The sequence below is a fragment of the Thauera sp. WB-2 genome, from assembly GCF_027594845.1.
Classification (GTDB): domain Bacteria; phylum Pseudomonadota; class Gammaproteobacteria; order Burkholderiales; family Rhodocyclaceae; genus Thauera; species Thauera mechernichensis.
The window spans coordinates 1,164,845-1,190,504 of the sequence record NZ_CP088935.1 but is presented as its reverse complement, the minus strand read 5'-3'; the positions used below and the strand labels follow the sequence as shown (position 1 = coordinate 1,190,504).

The window sequence follows — 25,660 nt, the reverse complement described above, 5'->3', positions numbered from 1 at the left end:
CCAAATGGATTTCAAGGGTGGGAGGCCGAAACTATTTGTTCGGCAGCATCGCTCATGCGGCGCAGGCTGCCTGCCTCAACACCAGAACTCGACCAGCACAGCATTGTTCAGCACTCGGGGAAGCTCACCGCCAGGCCGCCGCGCGAGGTCTCCTTGTACTTGTCGAGCATGTCGCGACCGGTATCGCGCATGGTGCGGATCGCCTGATCGAGCGAGACCGTGTGTGCGCCGTCGCCGCGCAGGGCAAGTTGGGCGGCGTTGATGGCCTTCACCGAGGCCATCGCGTTGCGCTCGATGCAGGGCACCTGCACAAGACCGCCGACCGGGTCGCAGGTCAGGCCGAGGTTGTGCTCGAGGCCGATCTCGGCCGCATTCTCGACCTGCTCGGGGCTGCCGCCCAGCACCTCGGTCAAGCCTGCAGCAGCCATCGCACAGGCCGAACCCACCTCGCCCTGGCAGCCGACCTCCGCGCCCGAGATCGAGGCGTTCGTCTTGCAAAGCACGCCCACGGCCGCCGCCGCAAGCAGGAAGTCCTCCACGTCGCGCGTACTGCTGCCCGGCATGAACTTCATGTAGTAGTGCAGCACGGCAGGGATGATGCCAGCTGCTCCGTTGGTAGGCGCGGTAACCACGCGACCACCGCCGGCATTTTCCTCATTGACTGCCAGCGCGAACAGATTGACCCAGTCGAGCGCTGCCATCGTGTCGCTGATCAGGTTGCGGCCCGCCGCCCGTGCGCTGAGCTTGCGATGCAGGTCCGGAGCGCGGCGCCGCACATTGAGCCCGCCTGGCAACACGCCCTCATGCCGCATGCCCCGTGCCACGCAGGCCTGCATCACCGCCCAGATACGCTGCAGTGCCTGACGCGTATCATCCTCGTTGCGCCAGGCGCCCTCGTTGGCGAACATCAGCTGACTGATGCGCAGACCATGGCGGCGACACTGCGCGAGCAACTCGGACGCGGTGGCGAAAGGGTAAGGCAGCGCCAGTTCCTCCGCCGTCAAGTCACCTGCCTGGGCTTGCGCCTCGTCGATCACAAAGCCGCCACCGACTGAGTAGTAGGTGTTTTCATGCAGGAGTCCGGCCTCGCCGTAGGCCGCCAGACGCATCGCGTTCGGGTGGTAGGGCAAGCTCACGGGTAGCAAGCGCATGTCGCGCGCCCAGTCGAATGCCAGCCTACCCCCACCGGGCAGCGGCAAGACGCCATCGATACGTACGGCATCCACCGCATCAACCAGGAAATCGGGATCAATCTCGTCCGGGCGAGCCCCCATAAGGCCTGCAACCACGGCCCGGTCGGTGCCATGACCGACACCGGTCGCCGACAGGGAGCCGTAGAGTTTCACCTCGATCCGCGTCACCGCATCCACCAGCCCGCGGCCCCCGAGCGCTGCGACGAAATCGTGGGCGGCACGCATGGGGCCGACGGTGTGCGAACTGGACGGGCCGATACCCACCTTGAAAAGGTCGAGCACGCTGATGGACATGGTGAAACTCCGGTCTGGGAAGTGGCCTTGCTTCAATTCCGCTAGGGACGCAAATGCTCATACGCTCATGAGCGGCATTCTCGACCTTGAAACCTGTCTGCTCAACCGGGGGGTCTTCATCGCCACCCGCATTTATCCGGCAACCTCGGAGCAATCGGCTGGACTCAGGTCAAGACCCTCAGCGGCGCACGACCCGCTACCCCATCATCTGCCCGGGAAGCCACGTCACCAGCCCGGGAAAGACATAGAGCAGGATCAGCGCCAGCACCATCAGCAGGAAGTATGGCAGCGCGTAGACGGCGATGGTGCTGATCTGCTTGCCTGACAGCGCCTGCAGCACGAACAGGTTGAAGCCTACCGGCGGAGTGATCTGCGCCATCTCCACGACCACGATCACGAACACGCCGAACCACAGCGGATCGATGCCCGCCGCCTGGATCGTCGGCAGCAGCACCGCCATCGTCAGCACGATGATCGAGATGCCGTCGAGGAAGCAGCCGAGCAGCACGAAAAAGATCGCGAGGGCGAACAGCAGCATGCCGGGCGTGAGGTTGAGCGTGCCGATCCACTCAGCCAGATGGCGCGGCAGGCCGATGTAGCCCATCGCCAGGGTCAGGAAGGCCGAGCCGGCGAGAATGAGCGCGATCATGCAGTACAGCCGGGTGGCGCCCATGAGGCCGGCAATGAAGCTCTCGCGGGTCAGCGACTTCTGCGCCGCGGCGATGATCAGGCTGCCGATCACGCCTATCGCCGCCGCCTCGGTGGCGGTGGCGATACCCGAATAGATCGAGCCGAGTACGCCGGCGATCAGCAGTACCACCGGGATCAGGTTTCTCGACGCGGCGAGCTTCTGCATGAAGCTGGTCTTGAGGTCCGCCGGCGGGATCTTGTCGCGGTTCATCAGCGACCAGATCACCACCCAGCCCATGAACAAGGACGCGAGCAGAATGCCCGGCAGCACGCCCCCGATGAAGAGCTTGGAGATCGAAACATCGGCCGCCACGCCATACACGATCATGATGATCGAAGGCGGGATCAGCAGCCCGAGCGTACCCGCGCCGGCCAGGGTGCCCAGCACCATGGACTCGGGATAGCCGCGGCGGCTGAGCTCGGGCATCGCAATCTTGCCGATGGTGGCGCAGGTCGCCGCCGACGAGCCCGACACCGCCGCGAACAGCGTGCAGCCGATCACGTTGGTGTGCAGCAGGCGGCCGGGCAGGCGCTCGAGCCAGGGCGACAAGCCCTTGAACATCTCCTGCGACAGCCGGGTTCGGAACAGGATTTCACCCATCCACAGGAAAAGCGGCAGCGCGGTCAGGGTCCAGCTCGAGCCGTGGCTCCAGATGGCAACGGCCATGCCGTCGCCGGGGGCGCGGGTGGTGAAGCCGAGCATGCCGAGGATGCCGATGGCCATCAGGGAGAGGCCGATCCAAAGGCCGCCGGCGAGCAGCAGTACCATCAGGCCGATGAGAACGAGTGCAGCGGTGAGTTCCATGATGGCCCCTTATTCCATGTGCGCCATTTCTTCGGCGCTGGCCTTGGCCAGGCGCTGCGGCTCGCGCCCGAGGCTGACCTGAATGAAGTCGTCGACCACGGCGATCAGCAGGATCACCGACCCGATCGCCATCGACAGCTGCGGGATCCACAGCGGCGTGGCGTCGATGCCCTGCGAGATCTCCTCGAATTCATGCGACTGCCAGGCCAGGCGTACCGCATACCAGGCGAGCATGGACGCCACTACCACGCCGGCGCCGTGCGCGAACCACTCCGCCACGCGCCGCATGCCCGGCCCGAGGCGCTCGATAACCAGGCTCACGCGAATGTGCTCGCCGTGCTTGAAGGTGTAGGCAAGCGCGAGGAAGCCGCAGGCCGCCATCGCATAGCCCGCGTAGTCATCGGTACCCGGCAGGTAGATGTTGAAAGGCCGGGTGAATACGCCGGCAGCGACCATCACCAGCGTGAAGATCATGCCGACGGCGGCGAGGGCACCGGACAGACGGTACAGCGAATCGAGGAACGCTCTCATGGCGGTCTCCGGAAAGGCCGGGGGCCGCACGTGCGGCCCCCGGCGACGGCACGGACTTACTTCAGCTTGCGGTAGGCGTCGAGGATGGCCTGACCATCGGAGCCTGCCTTCTCGGCCCATTCGGCCGCCATCTGCTCGCCGATCTTGAGCAGGTCGGCCTGCAGCGCGGCGGGCGCAGGCGCCACCTTCATGCCGTTGGTCCTGAGCTGATCGATGTACCACGCGGTCTTCTCTTCCGAGACCCTCCAACCGCGCTCCTCGGCAGCGGTAGCCGCCTTGAGCAAGGCGTCGCGCGCGGGCTGGTCGAGCGCATCGAAAGCCTTCTGCGAGACGAACACGATGTTCTTCGGCAGCCAGGCCTGGATGTCGTAGTAGTGGCTGAGCTGCTCCCAGCTCTTGGTGTCATAGCCGGTGGCCGAGGAGGTCAGGTTGGCCGACACCACGCCGGTCGACAGCGCCTGAGTGAGGTCGGCGGCCTGCACGGTCACCGGCTGGCCACCCATGAGCTGGATCATGCGTGCCACGGTCGGGCTGTAGGAGCGGATCTTCATGCCCTTGAGGTCGCCGATCGTGTTGAGTTCGGTCTTCGAATACAGCCCCTGCGGCGGCCACGCCACCGAATACAGGATCTTCAGGCCGTTCTTCGCCAGGCGCGCCTCGACCGCCTCCTTCGACACCTGCCACAGCTTTCTCGAGTCCTCGTAGCCGGTGGCGAGGAAGGGCACGGTGTCGAGCGCATAGAGCGCATCCTCGTTGGCCAGGCCGGAGATGATCACCTCACCGATCTGCGCCTGACCGCCCTGCACCGCGCGCTTGATCTCGTTGGCCTTGAACAGCGACCCGTTTGCGTGGACGGTGATCTTGAGCTTGCCGCCGGTGGCCTCGGCGACCTCGTTGGCGAACTGCTGGATGTTCTCGGTGTGGAAGTTGCTAACCGGGTAAGGCGTGGGCATGTCCCAGACGGTCTGAGCCTGAGCAGCAGCGGCAATGCCGAGCCCAAGCATTGAAGCGGTGATCGCCTTTAGCAAAGGGTGCGAGAAAGTCATGGCATGTACTCCTGAGTATGGGAGGGCAAGCGCCCCGAGAGGCTGGTGATTAGGCGGCAACCTGCAATCCATAAGTCACCGTTATTGCACGATAGAGATTTTATGGTTATCTTGTCAACAAAACGTATACGTTTTTTTAACGAAACATATTTATAACGCACTCGAAATACCTTCAACTCCCTGAACACCCATCCCACCACTGCCCCGGAGACTGTCATGAGTGAGGCCAACCGCATCGTGTCTTCCCAACACCTGGTGTCATCCAAGTCGCCCGAACTGTCCGAGTTCGAGTTCGGCCTGATCATTGCGTGGCACGCCTTTGCGCGCTGGATGACTCGGTGCATGACGGCTGCCGGCGTCAAGGACATGACGCCGACCGACGTGCTGGTCCTGCACCACGTTGCCCACCGCGACATCGAGAAGCGCCTCGGTGACATCGCTTTCGTGCTCAATATTGAGGACACCCACGTGGTTTCCTACTCACTGCGCAAGCTGGCCGGTCTCGGCCTGGTAAAGAGTGCCAGGCGTGGCAAGGAAGCCTTCTTTTCGCTTACCGAACAAGGGCACGATGTGTGCATGGCATATCGCGATGTACGCGAGGATTGCCTGATGCCCGGATTCACCGGCACACCGGAAGACAACGCCCAGATCGGCGAACTCGCCCGTCTGCTGCGCACCCTGTCCGGCCGCTACGACCAAGCCGCCCGTGCGGCATCGACGTCGTCCCTGTAAGCCGGAGCGCGCCAGTGAGCCACCGCATCCTCGACGCCGGCGACGCCGCGCTGACCATCGAGTTCGGCAACGTCATCGACCCCGCCCTGCTTGCCGCCGTGAACGCCCTGGACGCCGCCATCCTGCGCTTGCAACATGGCGGCGGGCTACCGGGCGTGATCGAGTCCATGCCCACCTTCCGCTCGCTGACGGTGTTCTTCGACCCGCTCGTCACCGACCGCGACACCCTGCTCGCAGCGCTGCAGCCGCTGATCGACGCTGTCGAGCACTGCACACCCACGGACGGCCGCCACTGGCAGCTGCCCGTCTGCTATGAGGGCGAGGCCGCACCCGATCTCGCCGAAGTGGCGAGCACGCTCGGCATCGACGCCGCCGAGGTGGTGGCGCTGCACAGCGGCACCGAGTACCTGGTTTACATGCTGGGATTCCTGCCTGGTTTTCCCTTCATGGGTGATCTGGCCGAGCGCCTGCACCTGCCACGGCGCAGCCAGCCCCGCGTGCGTGTTCCCGCCGGCAGCGTGGCGATCGCAACCGGCCTTACCGCCATCTATCCTTGGGAAAGCCCCGGCGGCTGGCACCTGCTCGGACGCTGCCCGGTGCCGCTGTTCGACGCCCGCCGCGCATCGCCCTCACTGCTCGCCGCCGGCGACAAGGTGCGCTTCGTCCCCGTCAGCGCGGACGAATACCGCGCACTCGAAGCCGGGCTACGCCGCGGCGAGATCGACCCGATGCAGTGGTGCGTCGCCGATGCCAGCAGCGCCAGCGAGGCTGCAGCATGAACGCCAGAACCGAACTCGAGATCGTCTCACCGGGCGCCTTCGCCTCGATCCAGGACGACGGCCGGCGCGGCTTCCGTCGCATCGGCGTGCCCTGGGCGGGCGTACTCGATCGCCGACTGATGCGCATCGCCAACGCTCTGGCCGGCCGCCCCGAGTACGCACCGGTGATCGAGTGCTTCGACGGCGGGCTGCATGTCGTGGCACACGGCGGCGCGGTGAAGCTGGCGGTCGCAGGGGACGCGGTGGTGGAGATCGATGACACCGGTGGACGCCGGCAGCTCGCCCCCTGGCGCTCGCTGACGCTGGCCGCAGGCGAGGCGCTGCGCATCCGCAAGATGGACAACGGCCGCATTGCCATGGTCGCGGTCGCAGGGCTCGATGTTCCAGCGGTGATGGGCAGTACCTCGACCTACGTACGCGCTGGCCTCGGCGGAGCAAGCGGCAGCGGCCGCGCGCTGACCACCGGCACACGCCTGGCCCTGGCCCCAGCCACTGACGAGAGCCGAGGCCTTGACCGCGTGCTCGCCCAAGCGCCCGCAGCCGACACGCGCCCGATCCGCGTGGTGCCCGGCCCACAGGCCGACCATTTCGGCACCGATGCGCTGGCGACGCTGGTCAGCGGCAACTACCGCGTCAGCGCGGAAGCCGACCGCATGGGCATCCGCCTCGAAGGCGCGCGCCTCGAGCATGCCGGCGCCGCAGAAATTGTGTCCGACGCCACCGTGCCCGGCTCCATCCAGGTGCCCGGCGCCGGCCAGCCGATCGTACTGCTCGCCGACGCCCAGACCGCAGGCGGCTATCCGAAGATCGCCACCGTGATCACCGCCGACCTCGGCCGACTCGCCGCATTGCGCCCCGGACAGACGCTGCGCTTTGCCGCCGTCACTGCCACCGAAGGGGCACGGATCGCGCGCGCGACAGAGGCCGAGACCCGGGCATTGATCGCCTCGATCCGCCCTCTGCCTGCCGACGGCGTGGACCTGGTGGCGCTGTACAGCAGCAATCTGGTCGACGGCGTCGTTCATGCGCTCGGCCCCGAATACCGGCCGCTGTATTGAAACTCAGAGCCGCCCCTGCCTACGGAGACTTGCACATGAACAAGACCATCAATCTGAACGCCGACCTCGGCGAATCCTTCGGCGCCTGGACGATGGGCGAGGACGAGGCACTACTGCAGGTGGTGCGCTCGGCCAACATCGCCTGCGGTTTTCACGCCGGTGACCCGGTCGTGATGCGCCACACCGTGCGTTGTGCGCTTGCCGCCGGGGTCAGCCTGGGCGCCCATCCCGCCTACCCCGATCTGCAGGGCTTCGGCCGCCGGCCGATGAAGATGGCGCCGGCCGAACTCGAAGCCATGATCATCTACCAGGTTGGCGCGCTCGCCGGCTTGGCCGCGGCCGAAGGTGGGCGCGTCACGCACGTCAAGCCACATGGCGCGCTGAACAACCAGGCCTGCGAGGATGCAGCGCTCGCTGACGCGGTGGCGCGTGCGGTGAGCGCCATCGACCCACAGCTCATTCTGCTCGCCCCCGTGTTGTCCGAGCTGTACTTCGCCGGCCAGCGTGCAGGCCTTCAGGTCGCTGGCGAGATCTTTGCCGACCGCGCCTACACCGACAGTGCCACCCTGGTGCCACGCGCTCAGCCGGGCGCCGTCATCCATGACCCTGAGCAGCTCGTCTCCCACGTGCTGCGCATGCTCGACGCCGGCGCCGTAGTCAGCCAGAACGGCAAGGTCCTGCCGGCGACGATGGACAGCATCTGCGTACATGGCGACACCCTGGGCGCGGTGGATAGCGCACGGCTGCTGCGCACTGCGCTGGAAGCGCGCGGCTGGACAGTGAGCACGCTACCCGCACTGCGCCATGGCTGAAGCGCAGCCTGCACGCTGTGGCGCTGTTCTGCGCACACACTCCACCGCTCGCGGTGAAGGTGTACTCAAAACGCGATGGCGACGCCGAAGTGCAAGCGCAGGCTGCGCGCCTGGTGGCCCCATGCGAGGTCGATTGCGAGCGGCCCGGCAGGGCTGCGCCAGCGCGCTCCAACGCCATAACCGACGCGCAGGTCGAAGTCGTCGCGCGTATCCGCGGCATCACCTGCATCCACGAATACGGCGCCCCCCCACTGCGGCTTGAACCAGTGCACATACTCTGCACTCGCCGCTGCGAGGAAGCGGCCACCGACGGTGGCGCTGCCCTCCCTGACGCCAAGGCTCTGGTAGTCGTAACCGCGCACGGTCTGCGCGCCACCGGTGCGGAAAAGGAAGTCCTGCGGGATACCCTCACGGCTGTCTGCAACCGTCATGCCCGCCTCGGCGCGCAGGATGAAGACATCGCTGCCGCGCACCGGCTGATAGCGAACGAAGCGCGAATACAAGCGGACGAAGTCCTGCTCGGCCAAGGCGATCGCGGTACCACCGCCAACCTGGTACTCGAATACATAGCCACGGGTGGGGTCGAGCAGGTCATCAACCGCCCGCTTCACCCATGTCCAGTTTGCGGTAAGGGTGTTGTTGGAACGCTGCGGCGCACCAGCGGGCGCGATGTTCTCGTGCTGCAAGCGCAGCGCCAACTGGGTTTCGATGTCGCCACGGGTTGCACTGCGGGTCGCGCCCACGGCTTGCGAGGTGACGACGAGGTTCTCGAGATCACTGCGCTCGACGAGCGCGCCGAAGCTGTCGCGATGCCGCCCCTTAGGCGGCAGGAACACGTCGGCGTACAGCGCCTGGCGGCGCTGCTCGACGCGCAGGCCGGTGGCGAACTCCCAGCCACGGCCACGCAGGTTGGAGTCGCGATAGGTGGTCTCGACGCGCGCCCCGGTGTTGGTGGAAAAACCCGCCCCGAAACCAACGTACTTCGGCAGCGCCTCGGTCACCTGCACCCGTATCGGTACTGCTGCAGCCAATGCGGGGTCGCGCTCGATGTCGACGATCACCGAGCCAAAGTGCGGCGTATTCTGCAAGCCGGTCTGGAAAGCCAGAAGCTCTTCGCGGTCGTATGGCGTACCCGGTCGCAAAAGGCTGTAGCGCTGAACGAGGTCGGCCGGCAGGTGCTCAAGCCCCTCGACCTCGAGAGCACCGAGGTAAAAGGCCGGCCCGCTGTCGAGCGTCACGCTGAGCCTTGCCGTTGCGGCCTCGGGATCGATCTCTGCACGGCTGCGAACGATGCGGGCGGCGGCGTAGCGACGCGCGCTTAAGGCATCGAGGAGCTGCTGCTTCGCGCCGTCCCACGCGCCCTGAGTGAAGGCGTCGCCCACCGGCAGGGACCAACGCGCACGCAGGTCCTGGAGACGCTCAAGCTCCGCAGTGGCGCCGGGCGCGGCAAGCTCGCCCTCGAACTCGATGTTGACCGCCGCAATCGTGGTACGCGGCCCGGGTTCGACCTGAATTACCCACTGCCCGGCCGCGCTGCGGTCGATGCGGACACGCGGGCTGAAGTAGCCCTCGGTGGCAAGCAACTCGGCGACCTCACGGCGCGTCCGCCGTGTCATCGCCGCGCGGTCGGCGTCCGCCTCGGGAACCACAAGGTCTGCACGACGCAGCAGGCGAACGTGACGCTCGAGCAAGGGCTTGACGGCATCGGGCGCATCCAGGCCGACCGCCAGTGCCTGCTGCGCATACGCGCCGGGCACGGGGAGCAGCGCCAGCCCCCCAAGCACAGCGGCAATCCGCACCAAGCACCGCATCCGACCCACCCGGCTCAACCCTCGAGGTGATAGGAGACGACGCGCTCGACTTCGTTCTTCGAGCCCAGGATCACCGGCACGCGCTGGTGCAGCTCGGTGGGCTTGAGGTCCATGATGCGCTCACGACCGGTAGAGGCTGCGCCGCCAGCCTGCTCGACCAGCATCGCCATCGGGTTGGCCTCGTACATGAGACGCAGCTTGCCCCCCTTTGCACGGCACTTCTCATCCATTGGGTACATGAAGATGCCGCCACGGGTCAGGATGCGATGGACGTCGGCGACCATCGACGCCACCCAGCGCATGTTGTAGTCCTTACCGAGCGGGCCGCCCTTGCCCGCCTGCATCTCATCCACGTAGCGCTTCACCGGCTGCTCCCAGAAGCGCGCATTGGATGCGTTGATGGCGAACTCCTGGGTGTCGACCGGGATGGTCATGAACGGCTGGGTATATACGAAGCTACCCATCTCGCGATCGAGGGTGAAGCCATGCACACCATTACCGACGGTGAGAACCAACTGGGTCGACGGGCCATACACCGCATAACCTGCAGCGACCTGCTCGCTGCCCGGTTGCAGGAAGTTGGCTTCGGTCGGCTCGCTGCCGCCCGCAGGGTTGCGCAGCACCGAGAAGATCGTGCCCACGGAGATATTCACGTCGATGTTCGAGGAGCCGTCGAGCGGATCGAACAGCAGCAGGAAACCACCTTTGGGATAGTCGAACGGAATCTGGTGCACGGTCTCGACCTCTTCCGAGGCCATGGCCGCAAGGTGTCCACCCCACTCATTGGCCTGCAGCAGGATCTCGTTGGCGATCACGTCGAGCTTCTTCTGCGCCTCGCCCTGCACGTTGTCGGTACCGGCCTCGCCGAGCACGCCGGCGAGCGCCCCCTTGGATACGTTGACGCTGATGGCCTTGACCGCACGCGCAACAACCTCGATCAGCAGACGCAGATCGGGGCTGATGCGACCTGCACGCTGCTGCTCGATCAGGAACTGGGTAAGGGTGACACGGCGCATGAAGGAACTCCAATCGACTCGATAGACGGACAGGCGTGGATTATCGCGGTTCCAAGCCGGCAGCGCACGGGGTAAATGCCCATAGCACTGCCGGCAAGCGGTTCCGCGCGCTGAAGCGCGGGGGTATGATCGCAGCCCCGGAACCCATCCCCGGCCCTCAACAGAAGGCGCACGCCCCACCCATGCATGTCCTGGTCCTCGGTGCCGGCCTCTCCGGCGTCACCACAGCCTGGTATCTGCACCAGGCCGGGTTCGACGTCAGCATCGTCGACCGCCAACCCGCCGCAGCGCTCGAGACCAGTTACGCGAACGGCGGCCAGATCTCGATCAGCCACCCGGAGCCCTGGGCCAACCCGGGTGCACCGCTGCAAGTGCTGCGCTGGCTCGGCCGTGACGATGCGCCGCTGATGTTCCGCCCCACCACCGACCCGGCCCAGTGGCAGTGGGGGGCGCGCTTTCTGTTCGAATGCCTGCCCTGGCGGACACGCCGCAATACGGCTGCGATCGCGCACCTGGCGCGCTGGAGCGGCGAGCGCCTGCGCGCCCTGCGCGCGGAACTCGACCTGCACTACGAACACCTCGAACGCGGCATCCTGCATCTGTTTCACAGCCCGGCAGAGTTCTCCCAGGCCGGCAGGCGGGTGCAGGAACTCACGCACTTCGGCATCGCAGCCCGGGTCTGCACCAAAGCCGAATGCCTGCGCATCGAGCCCGCACTCGCGGCACAGGCGGACTCGCTGGCAGGCGGGCTGTATGCGCCAGGCGACGAGTCGGGCGACGCCCACCTCTTCACCCAGATGCTTGCCCTGCGCCTGTCGACCGCTGGGGCACGCATGCACTGGGGGTGCGAGATCACGCGCATCCTGAGCCTAGCCAGGCGGGAGTGCGTCGAGGCCGTCGAGATCCGCGACACGCGCGGCGAGTTGCATCTGCTGCATGCCGACGCCTTCGTTGTCTGCCTGGGCAGCTACGGCCCGCGTCTGCTCGCACCGCTGGACGAAAAGCTACCGATCTATCCGGTAAAGGGCTACTCGATCACGGCACCGGTGGTCGACCCGAGCCGCGCGCCCAGCGTAAGCCTGACCGACGAATCCCGCCGCATCGTCTGCTCGCGACTCGGCGATCGACTGCGCATCGCAGGCACGGCGGAACTCAATGGGTTCGATACGAGGATCAGGCCGGAACGCGTAGCGGGAATCCTCGACTGGGCGCGCACCCGCTTCCCGGGTGCAATCGACATCGCCGAGGCCGAAGCCTGGGCCGGGCTGAGGCCGGCAACACCCGGCAATGTTCCGGTGATCGGCCGCGGCCGGCACGATCGGCTGTGGTTCAACACCGGGCACGGAACGCTGGGCTGGACGCTGGCCTGCGGCTCAGCCGCAGCCCTGGCCGAACTCATGAGCGGACGCCAGCCCGCGCTCGACTTTCCTTTCCGCGACGGCCGCAAGACCTGAAAACCGCGTCGCGATGAACCGTAACACGCAGGGAATACGCCAGCAGAGTGCCCTGGTCAGCCCGAACAGGCCGGGCTACGCGCAGTCTCCGGCTGGCATGCGGACTCCGCACTGAGGCTGGCGCACGCACAGCCTTCACCACGCTGCTCGCCCTCGGCGAGCGCAGGCAGCACGCCAGCCTCGAAGTCGAACCCTACGCTCTGCAAATGGAATGCGAGCGCGGCATCCATGCCGTCGACATGATTGCGGAACCAGGCCGGCAACTCCTCGACCAGGCGTTTGAAGAAGAAGGTGTCGCCCCCCGCGACGCGCTTGCGGATGTCGTACATGACTGCAAGCACGCGATCGTGCTCGGCGCGATGGCAACCCGGAAAGTCGACGGCTTCCATCCACCCGTTCTCGAGCGCAAAGTGCTCTTCGGTGTGCGCGATGAGCGCATCGAAGGCCGCCAGCAACTGCTCGGGCGCCGCCTCGACTACCGCGTTGTAGCACGCCACGAACTCGCGGTGCGTGGCGTCCATCGGCTCGAGCTTGTTCTCGAGCGCTTCGCTCCAAACCAGACCTGTCACGGCATGCTCCTCACTTGACCAGCTTGAGATGACTGCCGCGCGGCGGGCGTGGAGAGGCATCGCCGGCGCCATCTGCAGCTTCGGCGCGGGCCTGTGCCGCCGCGTCGCCCATGTCTTCGACCACGGCCTCCGTGCCGGCAGCTTCTTCGCCGTCGACAGCCTCATCCTCGAGGCCGGCCGCGTCCTCTTCGAACTCAGGCTCGAAGGCCATGCCCTGCCCGTTCTCCCGCGCATAGATGGCGATCACGTTGGCGACAGGGATGACCAGCGAGTGTGCAACACCACCGAAGCGCGCCTGGAAGCTGATGAAGTCGTTCTCCATCTGCAGTTGGCCCGTGGCGTCAGGGGCGAGATTCAGCACGATCTGGCCATCGCGGGCGTAACCGGGCGGAACACGCGTGTGCTCGTCGACGGCAGTTGCGATATAGGGCGTGAAACCCTGGTCGATGCACCACTGCCAGATTGCGCGCAGCAGATACGGCTTGGTCGAAACGATGCTCATCTTCACTCCGTTGATCGGGGCTGCGCCACATGGACGCCCGCCCCGGCCCGCTCAGCGGCGCATGACCTTCTCGGACGGGGTCAGTGCGTCAATGAAACCCTGGCGGCTGAAAATGCGCTCGGCGTATTTCATCAACGGCGCGGCAGCCTTGGGCAGCTCGATACCGTAGTGCTCGAGGCGCCACAGCAGCGGCGCGATCGCGACGTCAAGCATCGAGAACTCGTCACCCAGCATGAACTTCTGCTTGGTGAACACCGGCGCGAGCTGAGTCAGGTGGTCACGCACATGGGTGCGCACCTTGTCGACACCCTTCTGCCCAGCCTCGAGCGCCTCGAGGTGGGTGAACAACTCCTGCTCGAAGGTATGCAGCAACTGACGTGCACGGGCGCGCATGATCGGGTCGGGCGGCATCAGCTGCGGATGCGGGAAGCGCTCGTCGATGTACTCGTTGATGATGTTGGACTCGTAGAGCACAAGGTCGCGATCCACCAGCACCGGCACGCGGTTGTAGGGATTGATGACGGCGATGTCTTCGGGCTTGTTGTAGAGATCGACGTCGATGACTTCGAAATCCATGCCCTTTTCGAACAGCACGATCCGGCAGCGGTGACTGAAGGGATCGGTCGTGCCGGAATAAAGGTTCATCATGGTGTTGCCACTCCGGAATTCATAAAGCAAAAGCGCACCACGCGGTAGCGCGTGGTGCGTCTGGGGTCGGACCGCGCTAACCGGCCTTGCGGCCTGCCGCGTTTTCGATCAATGAATGTCCTTCCAGTAGTTCTTCTTCAGCGCGTAGCTGAGCACGAACAGGCCGGCCAGGAAGATCAGCACGACGGTACCGATCGCCTTGCGCTTCTCGGCGATCGGCTCGCTCATCCAGACCATGAAGGACACGAGGTCGGCGACGGCCTTGTCGTACTCTTCTACGCTCAGCTTGCCCGGCTTGGCGAGCGACAGCTGCACGTTCTTGGTGCCGTCGGCGTTCTCGGTGATGTTGGCCACCTGCTCGCCCTGCAGCTCCCAGAACACGTGCGGCATGCCGACGTTCTCGAACACCACGTTGTTCCAGCCCGAGGGACGCGCCGGATCGCGGTAGAACTGACGCAGGTATGTGTACAGCCAGTCGGCACCGGTCGTGCTCGCCGTGTTGCGCTGGCGCGCCACCAACGTGAGGTCGGGCACTGCAGTACCGAACCAGACCTTGGCATCGGCCGGGCGCATGGCCACGGTCATCAGATCACCGACGCGCTCGCCGGTGAACATCAGGTTGTCACGGATTTCCTGCTCGGACAGGCCGATGTTGGTGAGCATGTTGTAGCGCTTGAAGCTCGCGCTGTGACAGCTCAGACAGTAGTTGACGAACAGCTTGGCGCCATGCTGCAGGGCAGCCGGATCAGTACTGACCGGAGCCTTGTCGAGCTGCACCGGGGCCCCCGCCGCCAGCGCCACGGCCGGGGCGAACAGCAGCACCGCTGCTGCCCGCTTGATGAGGTTGATCACGCGCATTTTCATTTGAAGGTCACCCTTTCCGGTTCGGGTTTGCACTTGTCGAGCTTGCTGTACCACGGCATCAGCAGGAAGAAGGCGAAATACAGCACCGAGCAGATCTGCGACACCAGGGTGCGGCCCGGGGTCGGCGGCAGCACGCCCAGGTAGCCGAGGATGATGAAGGAGATCACGAACACAACGAGGGCGGACTTGAAGATCGGCCCCTTGTAGCGGATCGACTTCACCGGACTGCGATCCAGCCACGGCAGGAAAGCGATGATCACCACCGAGGCCCCCATCGCGACCACACCCCAGAACTTCGCATCGAGGCCGAACAGCGGGAAGGTGACCGCGCGCAGGATCGAGTAGAAGGGCGTGAAGTACCAGACCGGCGCGATGTGCGGCGGGGTCTTCAGCGGGTCAGCGGGAATGAAGTTGTTGTACTCGAGGAAGTAGCCACCGCCTTCAGGCGCAAAGAACACCACCGCGCTGAAGAAGAACAGGAAGGCGACGACGCCGACGATGTCCTTTACCGTGTAGTACGGATGGAAGGGGATGCCGTCGAGCGGGATGCCGTTGGCGTCCTTCTTCTTCTTGATCTCGACACCGTCCGGGTTGTTGGAGCCAACCTCGTGCAGCGCGATGATGTGCGCAACGACGAGGCCGATCAGCACCAGCGGCACGGCGATGACGTGGAAGGAGAAGAAGCGGTTCAGCGTGGCGTCGGACACGACGAAATCGCCGCGGATCACCAGCGCCAGATCGGGCCCGATGAGAGGAATCGCCGAGAACAGGTTCACGATCACCTGCGCGCCCCAGAAGGACATCTGCCCCCACGGCAGCAGGTAACCCATGAAGGCTTCGGCCATCAGCACCAGGAAGATCAGGGTACCGAAGATCCAGATCAGCTCGCGCGGCTTGCGATAGGAACCGTAGAGCAGGCCACGGAACATGTGCAGGTACACAACGACGAAAAACGCCGACGCGCCGGTCGAGTGCAGGTAGCGGATCAACCAGCCACCCGGCACTTCACGCATGATGTACTCGACACTGGCGAAGGCCACCGGCACGCCCGAGGCGTTGAGCGAGGCATCCGGCTTGTAGTGCATGACCAGGAAGATGCCGGTGAGGATCTGGATGACCAGCACCAGCAGGGCGAGCGAACCGAAGAAATACCAGAAATTGAAGTTCTTCGGCGCGTAGTACTCGGTGAGATGCCCCTTGATCGACGACGTAAGCGGAAAACGCTCGTCGATCCAGTTGAGCAGGGCTTGTGATTTGGTCGTCATCGCTTAGGCCTTCCCGTCTTCGCCAACAAGAATGGTGGAATCCGCGAGGTACTGGTGCGGCGGCACTTCGAGGTTGTCCGGCGCCGGCATGCTGCTGTAGACGCGACCGGCCAGATCGAAGAGCGAGCCATGGCAGGGGCACAGGAAGCCACCCTGCCAGTCGGCGCCCATGCCGCTCTCGGCACCCATCTTGAACTTCTCGGACGGGGAACAGCCGAGGTGGGTACAGATACCCACGGCGACGAGGTACTCCGGCTTGATGGAGCGATGCTTGTTCTTTGCGTAGTCCGGCTGCATCGGCTTGTCCGAATTCGGATCGCTGACGCGCGCATCGGTCGCATCGAGCGACGCGAGCATTTCGGGCGTGCGGCGCAGCACCCACACCGGCTTGCCCCGCCACTCCACCGTCATCATCTCGCCCGGAGCGAGCTTGCTCACATCAACTTCGACCGGCGCACCGGCTGCCTTGGCGCGCTCGGACGGCGTCAGGCTGGCAACAAACGGCACCGCGGTCGCCACTGCGGCCACGCCGCCGGCGGCGGACGTAGCGAGCAGCAGAGTGCGGCGGCTGCTGTCCATCTTTTGATCAACGCTCATGACCCTCTTCCCAGAAAGGAAAATGAAAGACCTGGATACAGATAACCCGAGAATTATACCGGAGTCACCGCAGCAGAGAAAGCGCAAAGCGCGCATCGCCTTCTGCCACAAGGCTTTCCGCGACAATGCGAGGGCTTTCGGTCGGTCTCCGGGCGGGTCAAATGTGGCGCTGCAGCATCCTCGCCACCGGCCGCGTCATGAAGCCTGGGATGGGTCAGAGCGCACGCCGCTCCACCAGGGCCTGGGCAATGGTGCCGGTGTCGGTATGCTCGAGCTCTCCACCAACCGGCACCCCACGCGACAGGCGGCTCACCTTGACCCCACGCGCTGCGAGCAGGGCGGCCACCGTGTGCGCCGTTGCCTCGCCCTCGTTGGTGAAGTTGGTGGCAAGGATCACCTCGCGCACGCTGTCGTCCGTCGCCCGCGCGATCAGCTTGTCCAGGCCGAGCTCACGTGGCCCGATGCCATCGAGCGGCGACAAGCGCCCCATCAGCACGTAGTAGAGGCCATTGTAGGTCTGGGTCTGTTCGATCATCGCCAGATCGGCCGGCATTTCCACCACGCACAACAGAGACGCGTCGCGGCGAGGATTTGCGCAGCGCTGGCACACCACCTCCTCGGAAAACGTATTGCAGCGCTCGCAGTGACGCAACACTTCGAGCGCATGCGTGAGCGCACGACCAAGGCGCGCTGCGCCGCGCTGGTCGCGCTGCAGCAGGTGGTAGGCCATGCGCTGGGCCGACTTCGGCCCCACTCCGGGCAGGCAACGCAGCGCCTCGATCAGCTCGTCGAGGCTGGACGGCGACATCGGACGGCTGCGCTCAGAACGGCAGCTTCATGCCGGGCGGCAGATTCAAGCCCGCGGTGACACTCGCCATCTTGTCCTGGGTGGCGGTTTCGACCTTGCGCACCGCATCGTTGAGCGCCGCGGCGACGAGATCCTCGAGCATCTCCTTGTCATCCATGACCGAGGCATCGATGGAGACGCGGCGCACATCGTACTTGCAGGTCATCTGCACCTTGACCATGCCGGCACCGGACTGCCCCTCGACTTCGATCGAGGCCAGTTGGTCCTGCATCTTCTTCATGTTTTCCTGCATCTGCTGGGCCTGCTTCATCAGGCCGGCAATACCGCCTTTCATCATGATGTGCGCTCCGTCGTATGGTTGGGATTCAGGGTAAATGTTTCAGGAAGGGTGTGCCGCAGGCCGACACCGCAAGCAGCGGCTCAAAGCGGCTTCACGGTACTCTCGACGAGCGTGGCGTCGAAACGTTCGATCAGCTCGCGTACGAAGGGATCGGCCTCGAGCGCGGCAACGGCCTCGGCATGGCGCGCACGACGCTCGACCTCGTCGCGCTGCGCCGGCGTCTCACCGGCAATGTCGCCGACGATGATGCGCAGTTTGAGCGTACGCCCGAGGGCCGACGACAGACTGCCCTGCAGGCGCTCGAGCGCCCCTGGATTCATGTCGAGCAGATGACGGTGCGCCACTGACAGGCGCAACTGCAGGCCCTCATCGCTGAAATCGACCCATTCGCAATGCTGGGCAAGTTCGCGCACGAGGCCACCAAGTTCAAGCGCACGCACCAGCCCGCGCCAATCACCAAGCGCGAACAGGGTCGCAGCATCGCCGCGTGCAGGCTTGCCGGCAGCTGCATCCGGCGCCATCGTCGCCTCCGGCACTACCACGGACTTCTCTGCGGCAGCAGCCACTGAGGCAGAAGCCACCGGGGCAGGAGCGGGCGCTGACGCAGCCTCGCTCGCTGCTCCCAGCGAAGACGACACGGCATGCACGCGTTCGACAACGGCCGCGCTGTCGGCATAGGCCTCGGGCGGCAGATCCTCCCACGGCGGCACGTCATGCCCCGACACCGCTTGCGCGGTGCCGACCGCCGCCGGCTTGGCCTCGGCAGGCTGCGGAGCCATCGCTGGCGGCCGCTCTGCGGCAGGCTGTGCGACCGCGGCAGGTGGCGGTGTTATGGCCGCGACCGGCGGCTCCGGCCTCGCCGCAGCAACCGACGCGGACACCGTTGGCGCCGGCCTCGCCGACGCAGGCACCGCCCGCGCCAAGCCACCACCCCCAGGCGCCACGCCCGGCCCACCGAGCGCTGCGGGTTGCTCGGGACGGAATGCATGCAGGCGCAGCAGCGTCATCGTGAAGCCGGTGTACTCATCCGGCGCAAGCGGTAGCTCGTCACGGCCGTGGATGGCGATCTGATAGGCAAGCTGCAGGAACTCGGCATCGAAGGCCTGCACGTAGGCCGCCACGCGCGCGCGCTCGAGTTCGTCGGTGATCGCCTCGGGCGCAAACTGCGCCAGGGCAATGCGGTGCAGCAGCGTCGCCAGCGACTGCAGGGCTGCATCGAAGGCCAAGCTGCGCGCCTCCATGCCATCAGCCACTCGCAGCAGCGCAGGGACATCAGCCGCGACCAGGGCATCGAGCACCGCGTACAGATGGTCGTCGCCCACCGTGCCCAGCATGTGGGTAACCTGCTCCTCCTCGACCTTGCCCGCGCCATGCGCGATCGCCTGGTCGAGCAGGGACAGCGCATCTCGCATCGAGCCGTTCGCCGCCTTGGCGAGGTGGCGCAATGCACCAGGCTCGAATGACACCTGCTCAGCCTGCAGGATGCGCGTGAGGTGCTCGACGATATGCCCCTGCGGCATCTGCTTGAGGTTGAACTGCAGGCAGCGCGACAGCACCGTTACCGGGATCTTCTGCGGGTCGGTGGTGGCGAGGATGAACTTGACGTGCTCGGGCGGCTCCTCGAGCGTCTTCAGCATGGCGTTGAAGGCATGCCCGGTGAGCATGTGCACTTCGTCGATCATGTACACCTTGTAGCGCCCCTGCACCGGCGCATACACCGCCTTGTCGAGGAGCGCCGCCATATCGTCCACGCCACGGTTCGAAGCCGCATCCATCTCGACGTAATCGGGAAAGCGGTCGGCGTCGATCGCGCGACAGGCGTCGCAGGTGTTGCACGGCTCGGGGGTGATGCCAGTCTCGCAGTTGAGCGCCTTGGCCAGAATGCGGCTGATCGTCGTCTTGCCGACACCGCGCGTGCCCGTAAACAGCCAGGCGTGATGCAGACGGCCGGTGGCGAGCGCATGCGACAGCGCACGCACCACGTGCTCCTGACCGACCAGCGTACCGAAGGACTTCGGCCGCCACTTGCGCGCAAGGACCTGATAGCTCATGGCGGGCGATTCTAGCAGAGCGTGGCCGCCGCGCCCCCCCCCCTGCAGTAGCAGCGCCCGCCGCGAGGGCCCGAAGGAGACTGCACTCGGATCTGCCGGGGTATCAGCGGAATCGATGGCCTGCGCCGCTGCGCCCGTGGGCTGCTCCACCGAACTGATTGGCATCGAAACTTCCTGCCGCCGGGAAAGTGTCGGCATTCCTTACACATGCCCGCCCCAACTCGGCGTCGATCACAGCCGGCTGCGACTTGCCAGCGGGATATACCACTCGCACAAAAATTGCTTCGACCACTCTGTCCGGGCGAACACCGGACACCTACAAAACAACAACCCGCAGGAGACTCGCATGAACACAAGAAACAGCTTATCGCCGCAGAGGGTAGCCCTGACGGCGGCAATGAGCCTTTGCCTGCTGCAGGCGAGCACGGCGGACGCCGCCATCACCGTCAGCGACAGCTATCACTTCCTGGACAATCGCAGCGACAACTCCGTACGCATCTTCGCCGGCGTAAGGCAGACGATCGGCGCCTTGAACGTCACCCCCAATCCAGGCTCCACACCCAGCGCCGCCACCCAGATCATCGCCACCCAGGACGGTGTGCACTACACCAGTCTCGTCTACGATCCGGTCACCGTCGCGCCGAACCAGTATGCGCGCTCGGTCGGGGACGGCATGCTGTTCTTCAATGCCGAGTTGGGTGAGAACGTGCCCTACAACCCCAGCACGGCCGGCTGGAGCCTGTTCGGTCGGAGCGACCCGACGGATGCATATGCCGCTGTCGGCACCCTGCCCTCCATCGAAGGCGCAACTGTGCTGCCCTTCGTCTCCAACATGCGTGTCAGCGGCAGTGGCGAGGACATGACCTTCAATTGGGGGGTCTATGAAGATTCGAGCCACGACAGCGTGCGGGTGCAGATATGGAGCCTGGACTACAAGCCCGGTGACTCCATCTCGGGCGACATCCTGTTCAGCCGCAGCTTCATGGCGCCCGATGTGTCCTCGTTCCGGATCGGCGATTATGCCGATCTCGGCACCCTGCTGAGCGGCGACAAGATGTACTCGGTCGAGGTCAGCCTGATCGACCGCCGCGACGAATCCGCGCCGGTGTCGAACGCCAACATCCTGAGCCGCTCGCGCAGCTTCTTCGACTTCATGCTGCTGCCCGAAGGGGCGCCGGACGGTGTCTACCTGCCCAGCGGCGGAATCGACCCGACCGGCGATACGGTATTCAAGTTCACCATCGAGCGCGTCACTCCCGACGAGATCATCTTCATAGACCCGCTCGTGGCTGTCGGTTACGACTATGCCATCGGCGCTGGCGACCCGCTGATCCGCGCCGTGCTGCTCCCGACCGGGATCGGCGACTCGCTCTACGATATCGAACTCTGGGACGGCAGCGCGTGGGTGCCCTTCAAGACCAACATCCTTGGCGGCGAAGAACTCGTGTTCGATGACGACGGCGTCGACCGCTTCCGCGTGCTTGGGATCGAGACCACCGCCGGACTGGACCCGGCCAACCCGCTGGCCTTCATCACCGGCCTGCGTTTTGCCGAGGAAGGACGCTTTACCGGCACGATGACACCGCTGACCGAGTTCGTCGCCCCCGTCCCCGAGCCCGGCGTCCTCGTGCTCATCGCTGCGGGGCTGCTCGGCTGGTGCCTGACGCGTCGGGCCTCCTGAGCTGTCTCGTGCTTCCGGACGGGCATTGCCGAGGCCAATCGGCGCGATGATGCGTTTCGATTGGCCTCTCCTGAGCGAGCGACGTAAGCTGCCTCAAGCGGGATGGGGCTTGCAGGAGCAGGGACGAGGCCACCCGGGCTTGTTCGACAGGCGCGCGCCCCACTTGTCGCCGCGAATCGGAAGGAGCCGATGATGAACGCCGGACGCAAGGAACTTGAAACGCTTTTCGACCTGCTGTGCGAGATGTGTGCCGATTACGCGCAGTCTCAGTAACTGAGGGCAAGGATGGGGTCGCCCCCATCCTTGCTCAACGCTCGATTCAGCGCACGAGCATTCCCCGCGCCTCGAGCCATGCCAGCACGGTGTCGGCCGCAGCGTCGAGGTCAAGCCGGGTGGTGTCGAGGCGCAGTTCAGGGTCTTCCGGCGCCTCGTAGGGCGAGTCGATGCCAGTGAAGTTCTTCAGCTCGCCGCGCCGGGCCTTCTTGTAGAGACCCTTCACGTCGCGTGCCTCGGCGACTTCGAGCGGGGTGTCGACAAAGACCTCGACGAACTCCCCCTCTTCGACCAGGCCGCGCGCCATACGGCGTTCGGACTTGAAGGGCGAGATGAAGGCGGTGAGCACGATGAGGCCGGCATCCACCATCAGCTTCGCGACCTCGGCCACGCGGCGGATGTTCTCGACGCGGTCGGCGTCGGTGAAGCCGAGATCCTTGTTCAGCCCGTGGCGCACGTTGTCGCCGTCGAGCAGGTAGGTGTGGTGGCCCAGCGCATGCAGCTTCTTCTCGACCAGGTTGGCGATCGAGGACTTGCCCGCACCCGACAGGCCGGTGAACCAGAGCACGCAACCGTGCTGGTTCTTGAGCGCAGCACGCGCCTGCTTGTTCACGTCAACGTGTTGCAGGTGGATGTTGTGTGCCCGGCGCAGCGCGAAGTGCAGCAGGCCAGCACCGACGGTGTTGTTGGACAGCCGGTCGATGAGGATGAAGCCGCCGGTGTCACGGTTGTCGCGATAGGCATCGAAGGCGATCGGACGGTCGAGGCTGATGTTGCACACGCCGATCGCGTTCAGTTCCAGCTTCTTGGCCGCGACATGCTCGAGCGTGTTCACATTGACCTGGTACTTGATGTCGGTGATCGTTGCCGTCACCGTGCGTGCGCCGATCTTGAGCAGGTAGGGTCGCCCGGCGAGCATGGGCTCGTCGTGCATCCAGTTGATCGTGCATTCGAACTGGTCGGCGACCTCGGCCGGCGCCTCGACCGTGGAGATCACGTCGCCGCGCGAAATGTCGATCTCGTCGGCCAGCGTGAGCGTGACCGACTGCCCGGCCACCGCCTGTGCCAGGTCGCCGTCCAGAGTCACGATCCGCGCTACCGTGCTCTCGCGCCCCGAGGGCTGAACGCGGATGCGATCACCCGGCTTGACCACACCGCTGGCGATGGTGCCGGCAAAACCGCGGAAATCGAGGTTCGGGCGATTGACCCACTGCACGGGCAGGCGGAAGGGGGCGCGCTGCATGCGGCAATCGTCCACCTCGACGGTCTCGAGATAACCCATCAGCGTGGTGCCGTGGTACCAGGGCATGTTGTCGCTGGGGGCAATGATGTTGTCGCCCTTGAAGGCGGACATCGGGATGAAGGTGATGCCCTCGAGACCGAGCTGCGCTGCGAAGGCGCTGTAGTCCTCGACGATCTCGCGGAAGATGGGCTCGGCGTAGCCCACCAGGTCCATCTTGTTGATGGCGACCACGACGTGGCGGATGCCGATCAGGGACACCAGGTAGCTGTGGCGGCGCGTCTGGGTGAGGATGCCCTTGCGCGCATCGACCATCAGGATCGCCGCATCCGCCGTGGACGCGCCGGTGACCATGTTGCGGGTGTACTGCTCGTGGCCCGGGGTGTCGGCGACGATGAACTTGCGCTTGTCGGTGGAGAAGAAGCGGTAGGCCACGTCGATCGTGATGCCCTGCTCGCGCTCGGCCGCCAGGCCATCGACCAGCAGCGCGAAGTCGATCTGGTCGCCCTGGGTGCCGAACTTCTTCGAGTCGGCCTCGACCGCGGCAAGCTGGTCCTCGAACAGCATCTTCGATTCGTAGAGCAGGCGGCCGATGAGCGTGCTCTTGCCGTCATCCACGCTGCCGCAGGTGATGAAGCGCAGCAGGCTCTTCTTCTCGTGCTGACGCAGGTACTGCTCGATGTCGGTGGCGATGAGGTCGGAAACGTGTGCCATGTCAGAAGTACCCCTCTTGTTTCTTCTTTTCCATGGAAGCGGCGGAATCGTGGTCGATCACCCGGCCCTGGCGCTCGGAGGTCTTGGTGAGCAGCATCTCCTGGATGATCGCCGGCAGCGTATCGGCCTCGGACTCGATGGCGCCGGTGAGCGGGTAGCAGCCCAGGGTGCGGAAGCGCACCTTCTTCATCATCGGCACCTCGCCGGGCTTCAAGGGCATGCGGTGGTCGTCGACCATGATCAGCGTGCCGTCGCGCTCGACCACCGGGCGCTCGGCGGCGTAGTACAGCGGCACGATGGGGATGTTCTCGAGGTAGATGTACTGCCAGATGTCGAGTTCGGTCCAGTTCGACAGCGGGAACACGCGGATCGACTCGCCCTTGTGCTTTCTGGCGTTGTAGAGCTTCCACAGCTCGGGGCGCTGGTTCTTCGGGTCCCAGCGGTGCTGCGCGGTGCGGAACGAGAACACGCGCTCCTTGGCGCGCGACTTCTCCTCGTCGCGGCGCGCACCGCCGAAGGCGACGTCGAAGCCGTACTGGTCGAGCGCCTGCTTGAGGCCCTCGGTCTTCATGATGTCGGTGTGGATCGCCGAGCCGTGGGTGAAGGGGTTGATGTCCTTCTCCACGCCCTCGGGGTTGATGTGCACCAGCAGGTCCATGCCCGTCTCCTGCGCCATGCGGGTGCGGAAGCGGTACATCTCCTGGAATTTCCAGCGCGTATCGACGTGCAGCAGCGGGAAGGGCGGCACGGCCGGGTAGAAGGCCTTCATCGCCAGGTGCAGCATGACCGCGCTGTCCTTGCCGACCGAGTACAGCATGACCGGCTTGTCGGCTTCGGCGACGACCTCGCGCAGGATGTGGATGCTTTCGGCTTCGAGCCGTTGCAGGTGGGTCAGGCTGCTCGCTGCGGGACTGTGCATGGGCATCGGTCGCTCTGTTCGGTTCTGGACGTTGAGCGCGCACTTCACCCTCAGCCATTCATGCCTGCTCCGGGGCAGGCACGGAGGAAACTGCAACAGGGCCATGTTCCAGCGTGCGCGAAGACGATGCAATATATCGCCGAAGGCTAGACTATGCCACTCGACATCACCCACGCCCCTTGCCTGGAGTCCGCCCGTGACCTTGCCACCGCTCGCCCCGCTACTCGAACGCCTTGTGCCGATCATCCGTGCTGCCGGCGATGTCGTGATGAAGGTCTACGCCACCGATTTCGCCGTACGTGGCAAGGACGACGCCTCTCCGGTGACCGAAGCCGACGAGCGCGCCGAGGCGCTGATCCTGCCTGCCCTTCAGGACCTGCTGCCCGGCGTGCCGGTGGTGGCGGAGGAGGCGGTCGCTGCAGGACGAGTACCCGAATTCGACCGCCACTTCTGGCTGGTGGACCCGCTCGATGGCACCAAGGAATTCATCGGCCGCAACGGCGAGTTCACCGTCAACATCGCACTCATCGAGGACGGCAACCCGGTGCTGGGAGCCGTGCTCGCGCCCGCACTCGACCGCCTTTTCCTCGGCGCCCACGGCGTGGGCGCATTCATTGAGGAAGGCGGCGCACGCAGTCCGATCCGCTGCCGGCATAGCCCTGCGGCGGGGCTCACGGTCGTTGCCAGCCGCTCACACGGCGATGCTGCGGCGCTCGACGCCTTCCTTGCCGGCCGTCCGGTTGCTGCGCTGAAAAGCGCGGGTTCTTCGCTCAAGCTCTGCCTCATCGCCAACGGCGAAGCCGACCTCTATCCGCGCCTGGGCCGTACCATGGAATGGGACATCGCCGCCGGACACGCCGTGCTGGCAGCTGCCGGCGGCAAGGTACGCACGCTCGCCGGCGACGCGCTGCGCTACGGCAAGCCTGGCCTGGACAACCCGCACTTCGTCGCCAGCGGCCTGGACTGAG

The 25,660-nt window shown here is 65.4% G+C and carries 24 protein-coding genes; 7 read left to right on the top strand and 17 right to left on the bottom strand.

The annotated features are described in order from the left end of the window. Positions 1 to 107 precede the first annotated feature (107 nt). The 4 genes from LQF09_RS05455 to LQF09_RS05440 all read right to left on the bottom strand — a co-directional run bounded on the left by LQF09_RS05455 (position 108) and on the right by LQF09_RS05440 (position 4,559). Entirely contained in the window at positions 108 to 1,487 is a 1,380-nt protein-coding gene (locus tag LQF09_RS05455; protein ID WP_270069403.1) for an L-serine ammonia-lyase, read from the bottom strand. Positions 1,488 to 1,683: 196 nt separating this feature from the next. Then, a complete protein-coding gene (locus tag LQF09_RS05450; protein ID WP_270069402.1) occupies positions 1,684 to 2,982 on the bottom strand; it encodes a TRAP transporter large permease in 1,299 nt (432 codons plus the stop codon). 9 nt (positions 2,983 to 2,991) lie between these two features. After that, complete coding sequence (locus LQF09_RS05445) at positions 2,992 to 3,513, bottom strand: TRAP transporter small permease (protein ID WP_002926790.1); 522 nt, start codon at positions 3,511 to 3,513, stop codon at positions 2,992 to 2,994. 56 nt (positions 3,514 to 3,569) lie between these two features. Continuing rightward, the gene (locus tag LQF09_RS05440) at positions 3,570 to 4,559 is read right to left on the bottom strand and encodes a TRAP transporter substrate-binding protein (RefSeq protein ID WP_270069401.1); all 990 of its coding nucleotides are present in this window, start codon (positions 4,557 to 4,559) and stop codon (positions 3,570 to 3,572) included. A 216-nt stretch (positions 4,560 to 4,775) separates the two neighbouring features. Here LQF09_RS05440 and LQF09_RS05435 point away from each other — a divergent pair, with 216 nt between their 5' ends. From LQF09_RS05435 to LQF09_RS05420, 4 genes are read left to right on the top strand one after another with little or no spacing between them, the layout of a single operon-like run. Continuing rightward, the gene (locus LQF09_RS05435) at positions 4,776 to 5,291 is read left to right on the top strand and encodes a winged helix DNA-binding protein (RefSeq protein ID WP_270069400.1); all 516 of its coding nucleotides are present in this window, start codon (positions 4,776 to 4,778) and stop codon (positions 5,289 to 5,291) included. Between the two features lie 14 nt (positions 5,292 to 5,305). Beyond that, positions 5,306 to 6,070 carry a 5-oxoprolinase subunit PxpB gene (gene pxpB / locus LQF09_RS05430; protein ID WP_270069399.1) on the top strand — a complete coding sequence of 255 codons (765 nt, stop codon included), beginning with the start codon at positions 5,306 to 5,308 and terminating at the stop codon, positions 6,068 to 6,070. Beyond that, positions 6,067 to 7,128, top strand: coding sequence for a biotin-dependent carboxyltransferase family protein (locus LQF09_RS05425; protein ID WP_270069398.1), 1,062 nt, complete (start codon positions 6,067 to 6,069; stop codon positions 7,126 to 7,128). The genes pxpB and LQF09_RS05425 overlap by 4 nt, the downstream gene beginning before the upstream one ends. Positions 7,129 to 7,163: 35 nt before the next feature. Beyond that, positions 7,164 to 7,940: a LamB/YcsF family protein gene (locus LQF09_RS05420; RefSeq protein ID WP_270069397.1), complete on the top strand. Its 777-nt coding sequence runs from the start codon at positions 7,164 to 7,166 to the stop codon at positions 7,938 to 7,940. Between the two features lie 65 nt (positions 7,941 to 8,005). Here the strand turns inward: LQF09_RS05420 and LQF09_RS05415 are convergent, their stop codons facing one another. Beyond that, entirely contained in the window at positions 8,006 to 9,751 is a 1,746-nt protein-coding gene (locus LQF09_RS05415; protein ID WP_270069396.1) for an autotransporter assembly complex protein TamA, read from the bottom strand. A 14-nt stretch (positions 9,752 to 9,765) separates the two neighbouring features. After that, positions 9,766 to 10,767, bottom strand: coding sequence for a class 1 fructose-bisphosphatase (locus LQF09_RS05410; RefSeq protein ID WP_270069395.1), 1,002 nt, complete (start codon positions 10,765 to 10,767; stop codon positions 9,766 to 9,768). Between the two features lie 182 nt (positions 10,768 to 10,949). On the opposite strand from LQF09_RS05410, the gene LQF09_RS05405 reads away from it, so the two are divergent. Further along, positions 10,950 to 12,221 carry a D-amino acid dehydrogenase gene (locus LQF09_RS05405; protein WP_270069394.1) on the top strand — a complete coding sequence of 424 codons (1,272 nt, stop codon included), beginning with the start codon at positions 10,950 to 10,952 and terminating at the stop codon, positions 12,219 to 12,221. A 56-nt stretch (positions 12,222 to 12,277) separates the two neighbouring features. On the opposite strand, the gene LQF09_RS05400 is transcribed toward LQF09_RS05405, so the two are convergent. The 9 genes from LQF09_RS05400 to dnaX all read right to left on the bottom strand — a co-directional run bounded on the left by LQF09_RS05400 (position 12,278) and on the right by dnaX (position 19,865). Continuing rightward, positions 12,278 to 12,790: a hemerythrin domain-containing protein gene (locus LQF09_RS05400; RefSeq protein WP_002926807.1), complete on the bottom strand. Its 513-nt coding sequence runs from the start codon at positions 12,788 to 12,790 to the stop codon at positions 12,278 to 12,280. 10 nt (positions 12,791 to 12,800) lie between these two features. Beyond that, the gene (locus LQF09_RS05395; protein WP_002926808.1) at positions 12,801 to 13,292 is read right to left on the bottom strand and encodes a ClpXP protease specificity-enhancing factor; all 492 of its coding nucleotides are present in this window, start codon (positions 13,290 to 13,292) and stop codon (positions 12,801 to 12,803) included. Positions 13,293 to 13,343: 51 nt separating this feature from the next. Then, complete coding sequence (locus LQF09_RS05390; RefSeq protein WP_002926809.1) at positions 13,344 to 13,940, bottom strand: glutathione S-transferase N-terminal domain-containing protein; 597 nt, start codon at positions 13,938 to 13,940, stop codon at positions 13,344 to 13,346. A gap of 108 nt (positions 13,941 to 14,048) precedes the next feature. Next, on the bottom strand, positions 14,049 to 14,804 hold the full coding sequence (locus LQF09_RS05385) for a cytochrome c1 (RefSeq protein WP_270069393.1): 756 nt from the start codon (positions 14,802 to 14,804) through the stop codon (positions 14,049 to 14,051). Continuing rightward, on the bottom strand, positions 14,801 to 16,069 hold the full coding sequence (locus LQF09_RS05380; RefSeq protein ID WP_270069392.1) for a cytochrome b: 1,269 nt from the start codon (positions 16,067 to 16,069) through the stop codon (positions 14,801 to 14,803). Before LQF09_RS05380 ends, LQF09_RS05385 begins: the two co-directional genes overlap by 4 nt. Before the next feature lie 3 nt (positions 16,070 to 16,072). Then, positions 16,073 to 16,666: a ubiquinol-cytochrome c reductase iron-sulfur subunit gene (petA, locus tag LQF09_RS05375; protein ID WP_002926818.1), complete on the bottom strand. Its 594-nt coding sequence runs from the start codon at positions 16,664 to 16,666 to the stop codon at positions 16,073 to 16,075. Positions 16,667 to 16,880: 214 nt separating this feature from the next. Then, positions 16,881 to 17,474 carry a recombination mediator RecR gene (recR, locus tag LQF09_RS05370; RefSeq protein ID WP_270069391.1) on the bottom strand — a complete coding sequence of 198 codons (594 nt, stop codon included), beginning with the start codon at positions 17,472 to 17,474 and terminating at the stop codon, positions 16,881 to 16,883. A 13-nt stretch (positions 17,475 to 17,487) separates the two neighbouring features. Beyond that, on the bottom strand, positions 17,488 to 17,811 hold the full coding sequence (locus LQF09_RS05365) for a YbaB/EbfC family nucleoid-associated protein (protein ID WP_002926821.1): 324 nt from the start codon (positions 17,809 to 17,811) through the stop codon (positions 17,488 to 17,490). An 83-nt stretch (positions 17,812 to 17,894) separates the two neighbouring features. Continuing rightward, a complete protein-coding gene (gene dnaX, locus LQF09_RS05360; protein WP_270069390.1) occupies positions 17,895 to 19,865 on the bottom strand; it encodes a DNA polymerase III subunit gamma/tau in 1,971 nt (656 codons plus the stop codon). Positions 19,866 to 20,211: 346 nt separating this feature from the next. Between dnaX and LQF09_RS05355 the strand changes: the two genes are divergently transcribed. Further along, on the top strand, positions 20,212 to 21,546 hold the full coding sequence (locus tag LQF09_RS05355; RefSeq protein ID WP_232433233.1) for a PEP-CTERM sorting domain-containing protein: 1,335 nt from the start codon (positions 20,212 to 20,214) through the stop codon (positions 21,544 to 21,546). Between the two features lie 319 nt (positions 21,547 to 21,865). On the opposite strand, the gene cysN is transcribed toward LQF09_RS05355, so the two are convergent. Both cysN and cysD read right to left on the bottom strand, forming a co-directional pair. Beyond that, on the bottom strand, positions 21,866 to 23,773 hold the full coding sequence (gene cysN / locus LQF09_RS05350) for a sulfate adenylyltransferase subunit CysN (protein WP_270069389.1): 1,908 nt from the start codon (positions 23,771 to 23,773) through the stop codon (positions 21,866 to 21,868). Position 23,774: 1 nt separating this feature from the next. Continuing rightward, on the bottom strand, positions 23,775 to 24,698 hold the full coding sequence (gene cysD / locus LQF09_RS05345) for a sulfate adenylyltransferase subunit CysD (protein WP_270069388.1): 924 nt from the start codon (positions 24,696 to 24,698) through the stop codon (positions 23,775 to 23,777). Between the two features lie 190 nt (positions 24,699 to 24,888). Between cysD and cysQ the strand changes: the two genes are divergently transcribed. Next, positions 24,889 to 25,659: a 3'(2'),5'-bisphosphate nucleotidase CysQ gene (gene cysQ / locus LQF09_RS05340; protein ID WP_270069387.1), complete on the top strand. Its 771-nt coding sequence runs from the start codon at positions 24,889 to 24,891 to the stop codon at positions 25,657 to 25,659. Position 25,660: the final 1 nt, after the last annotated feature.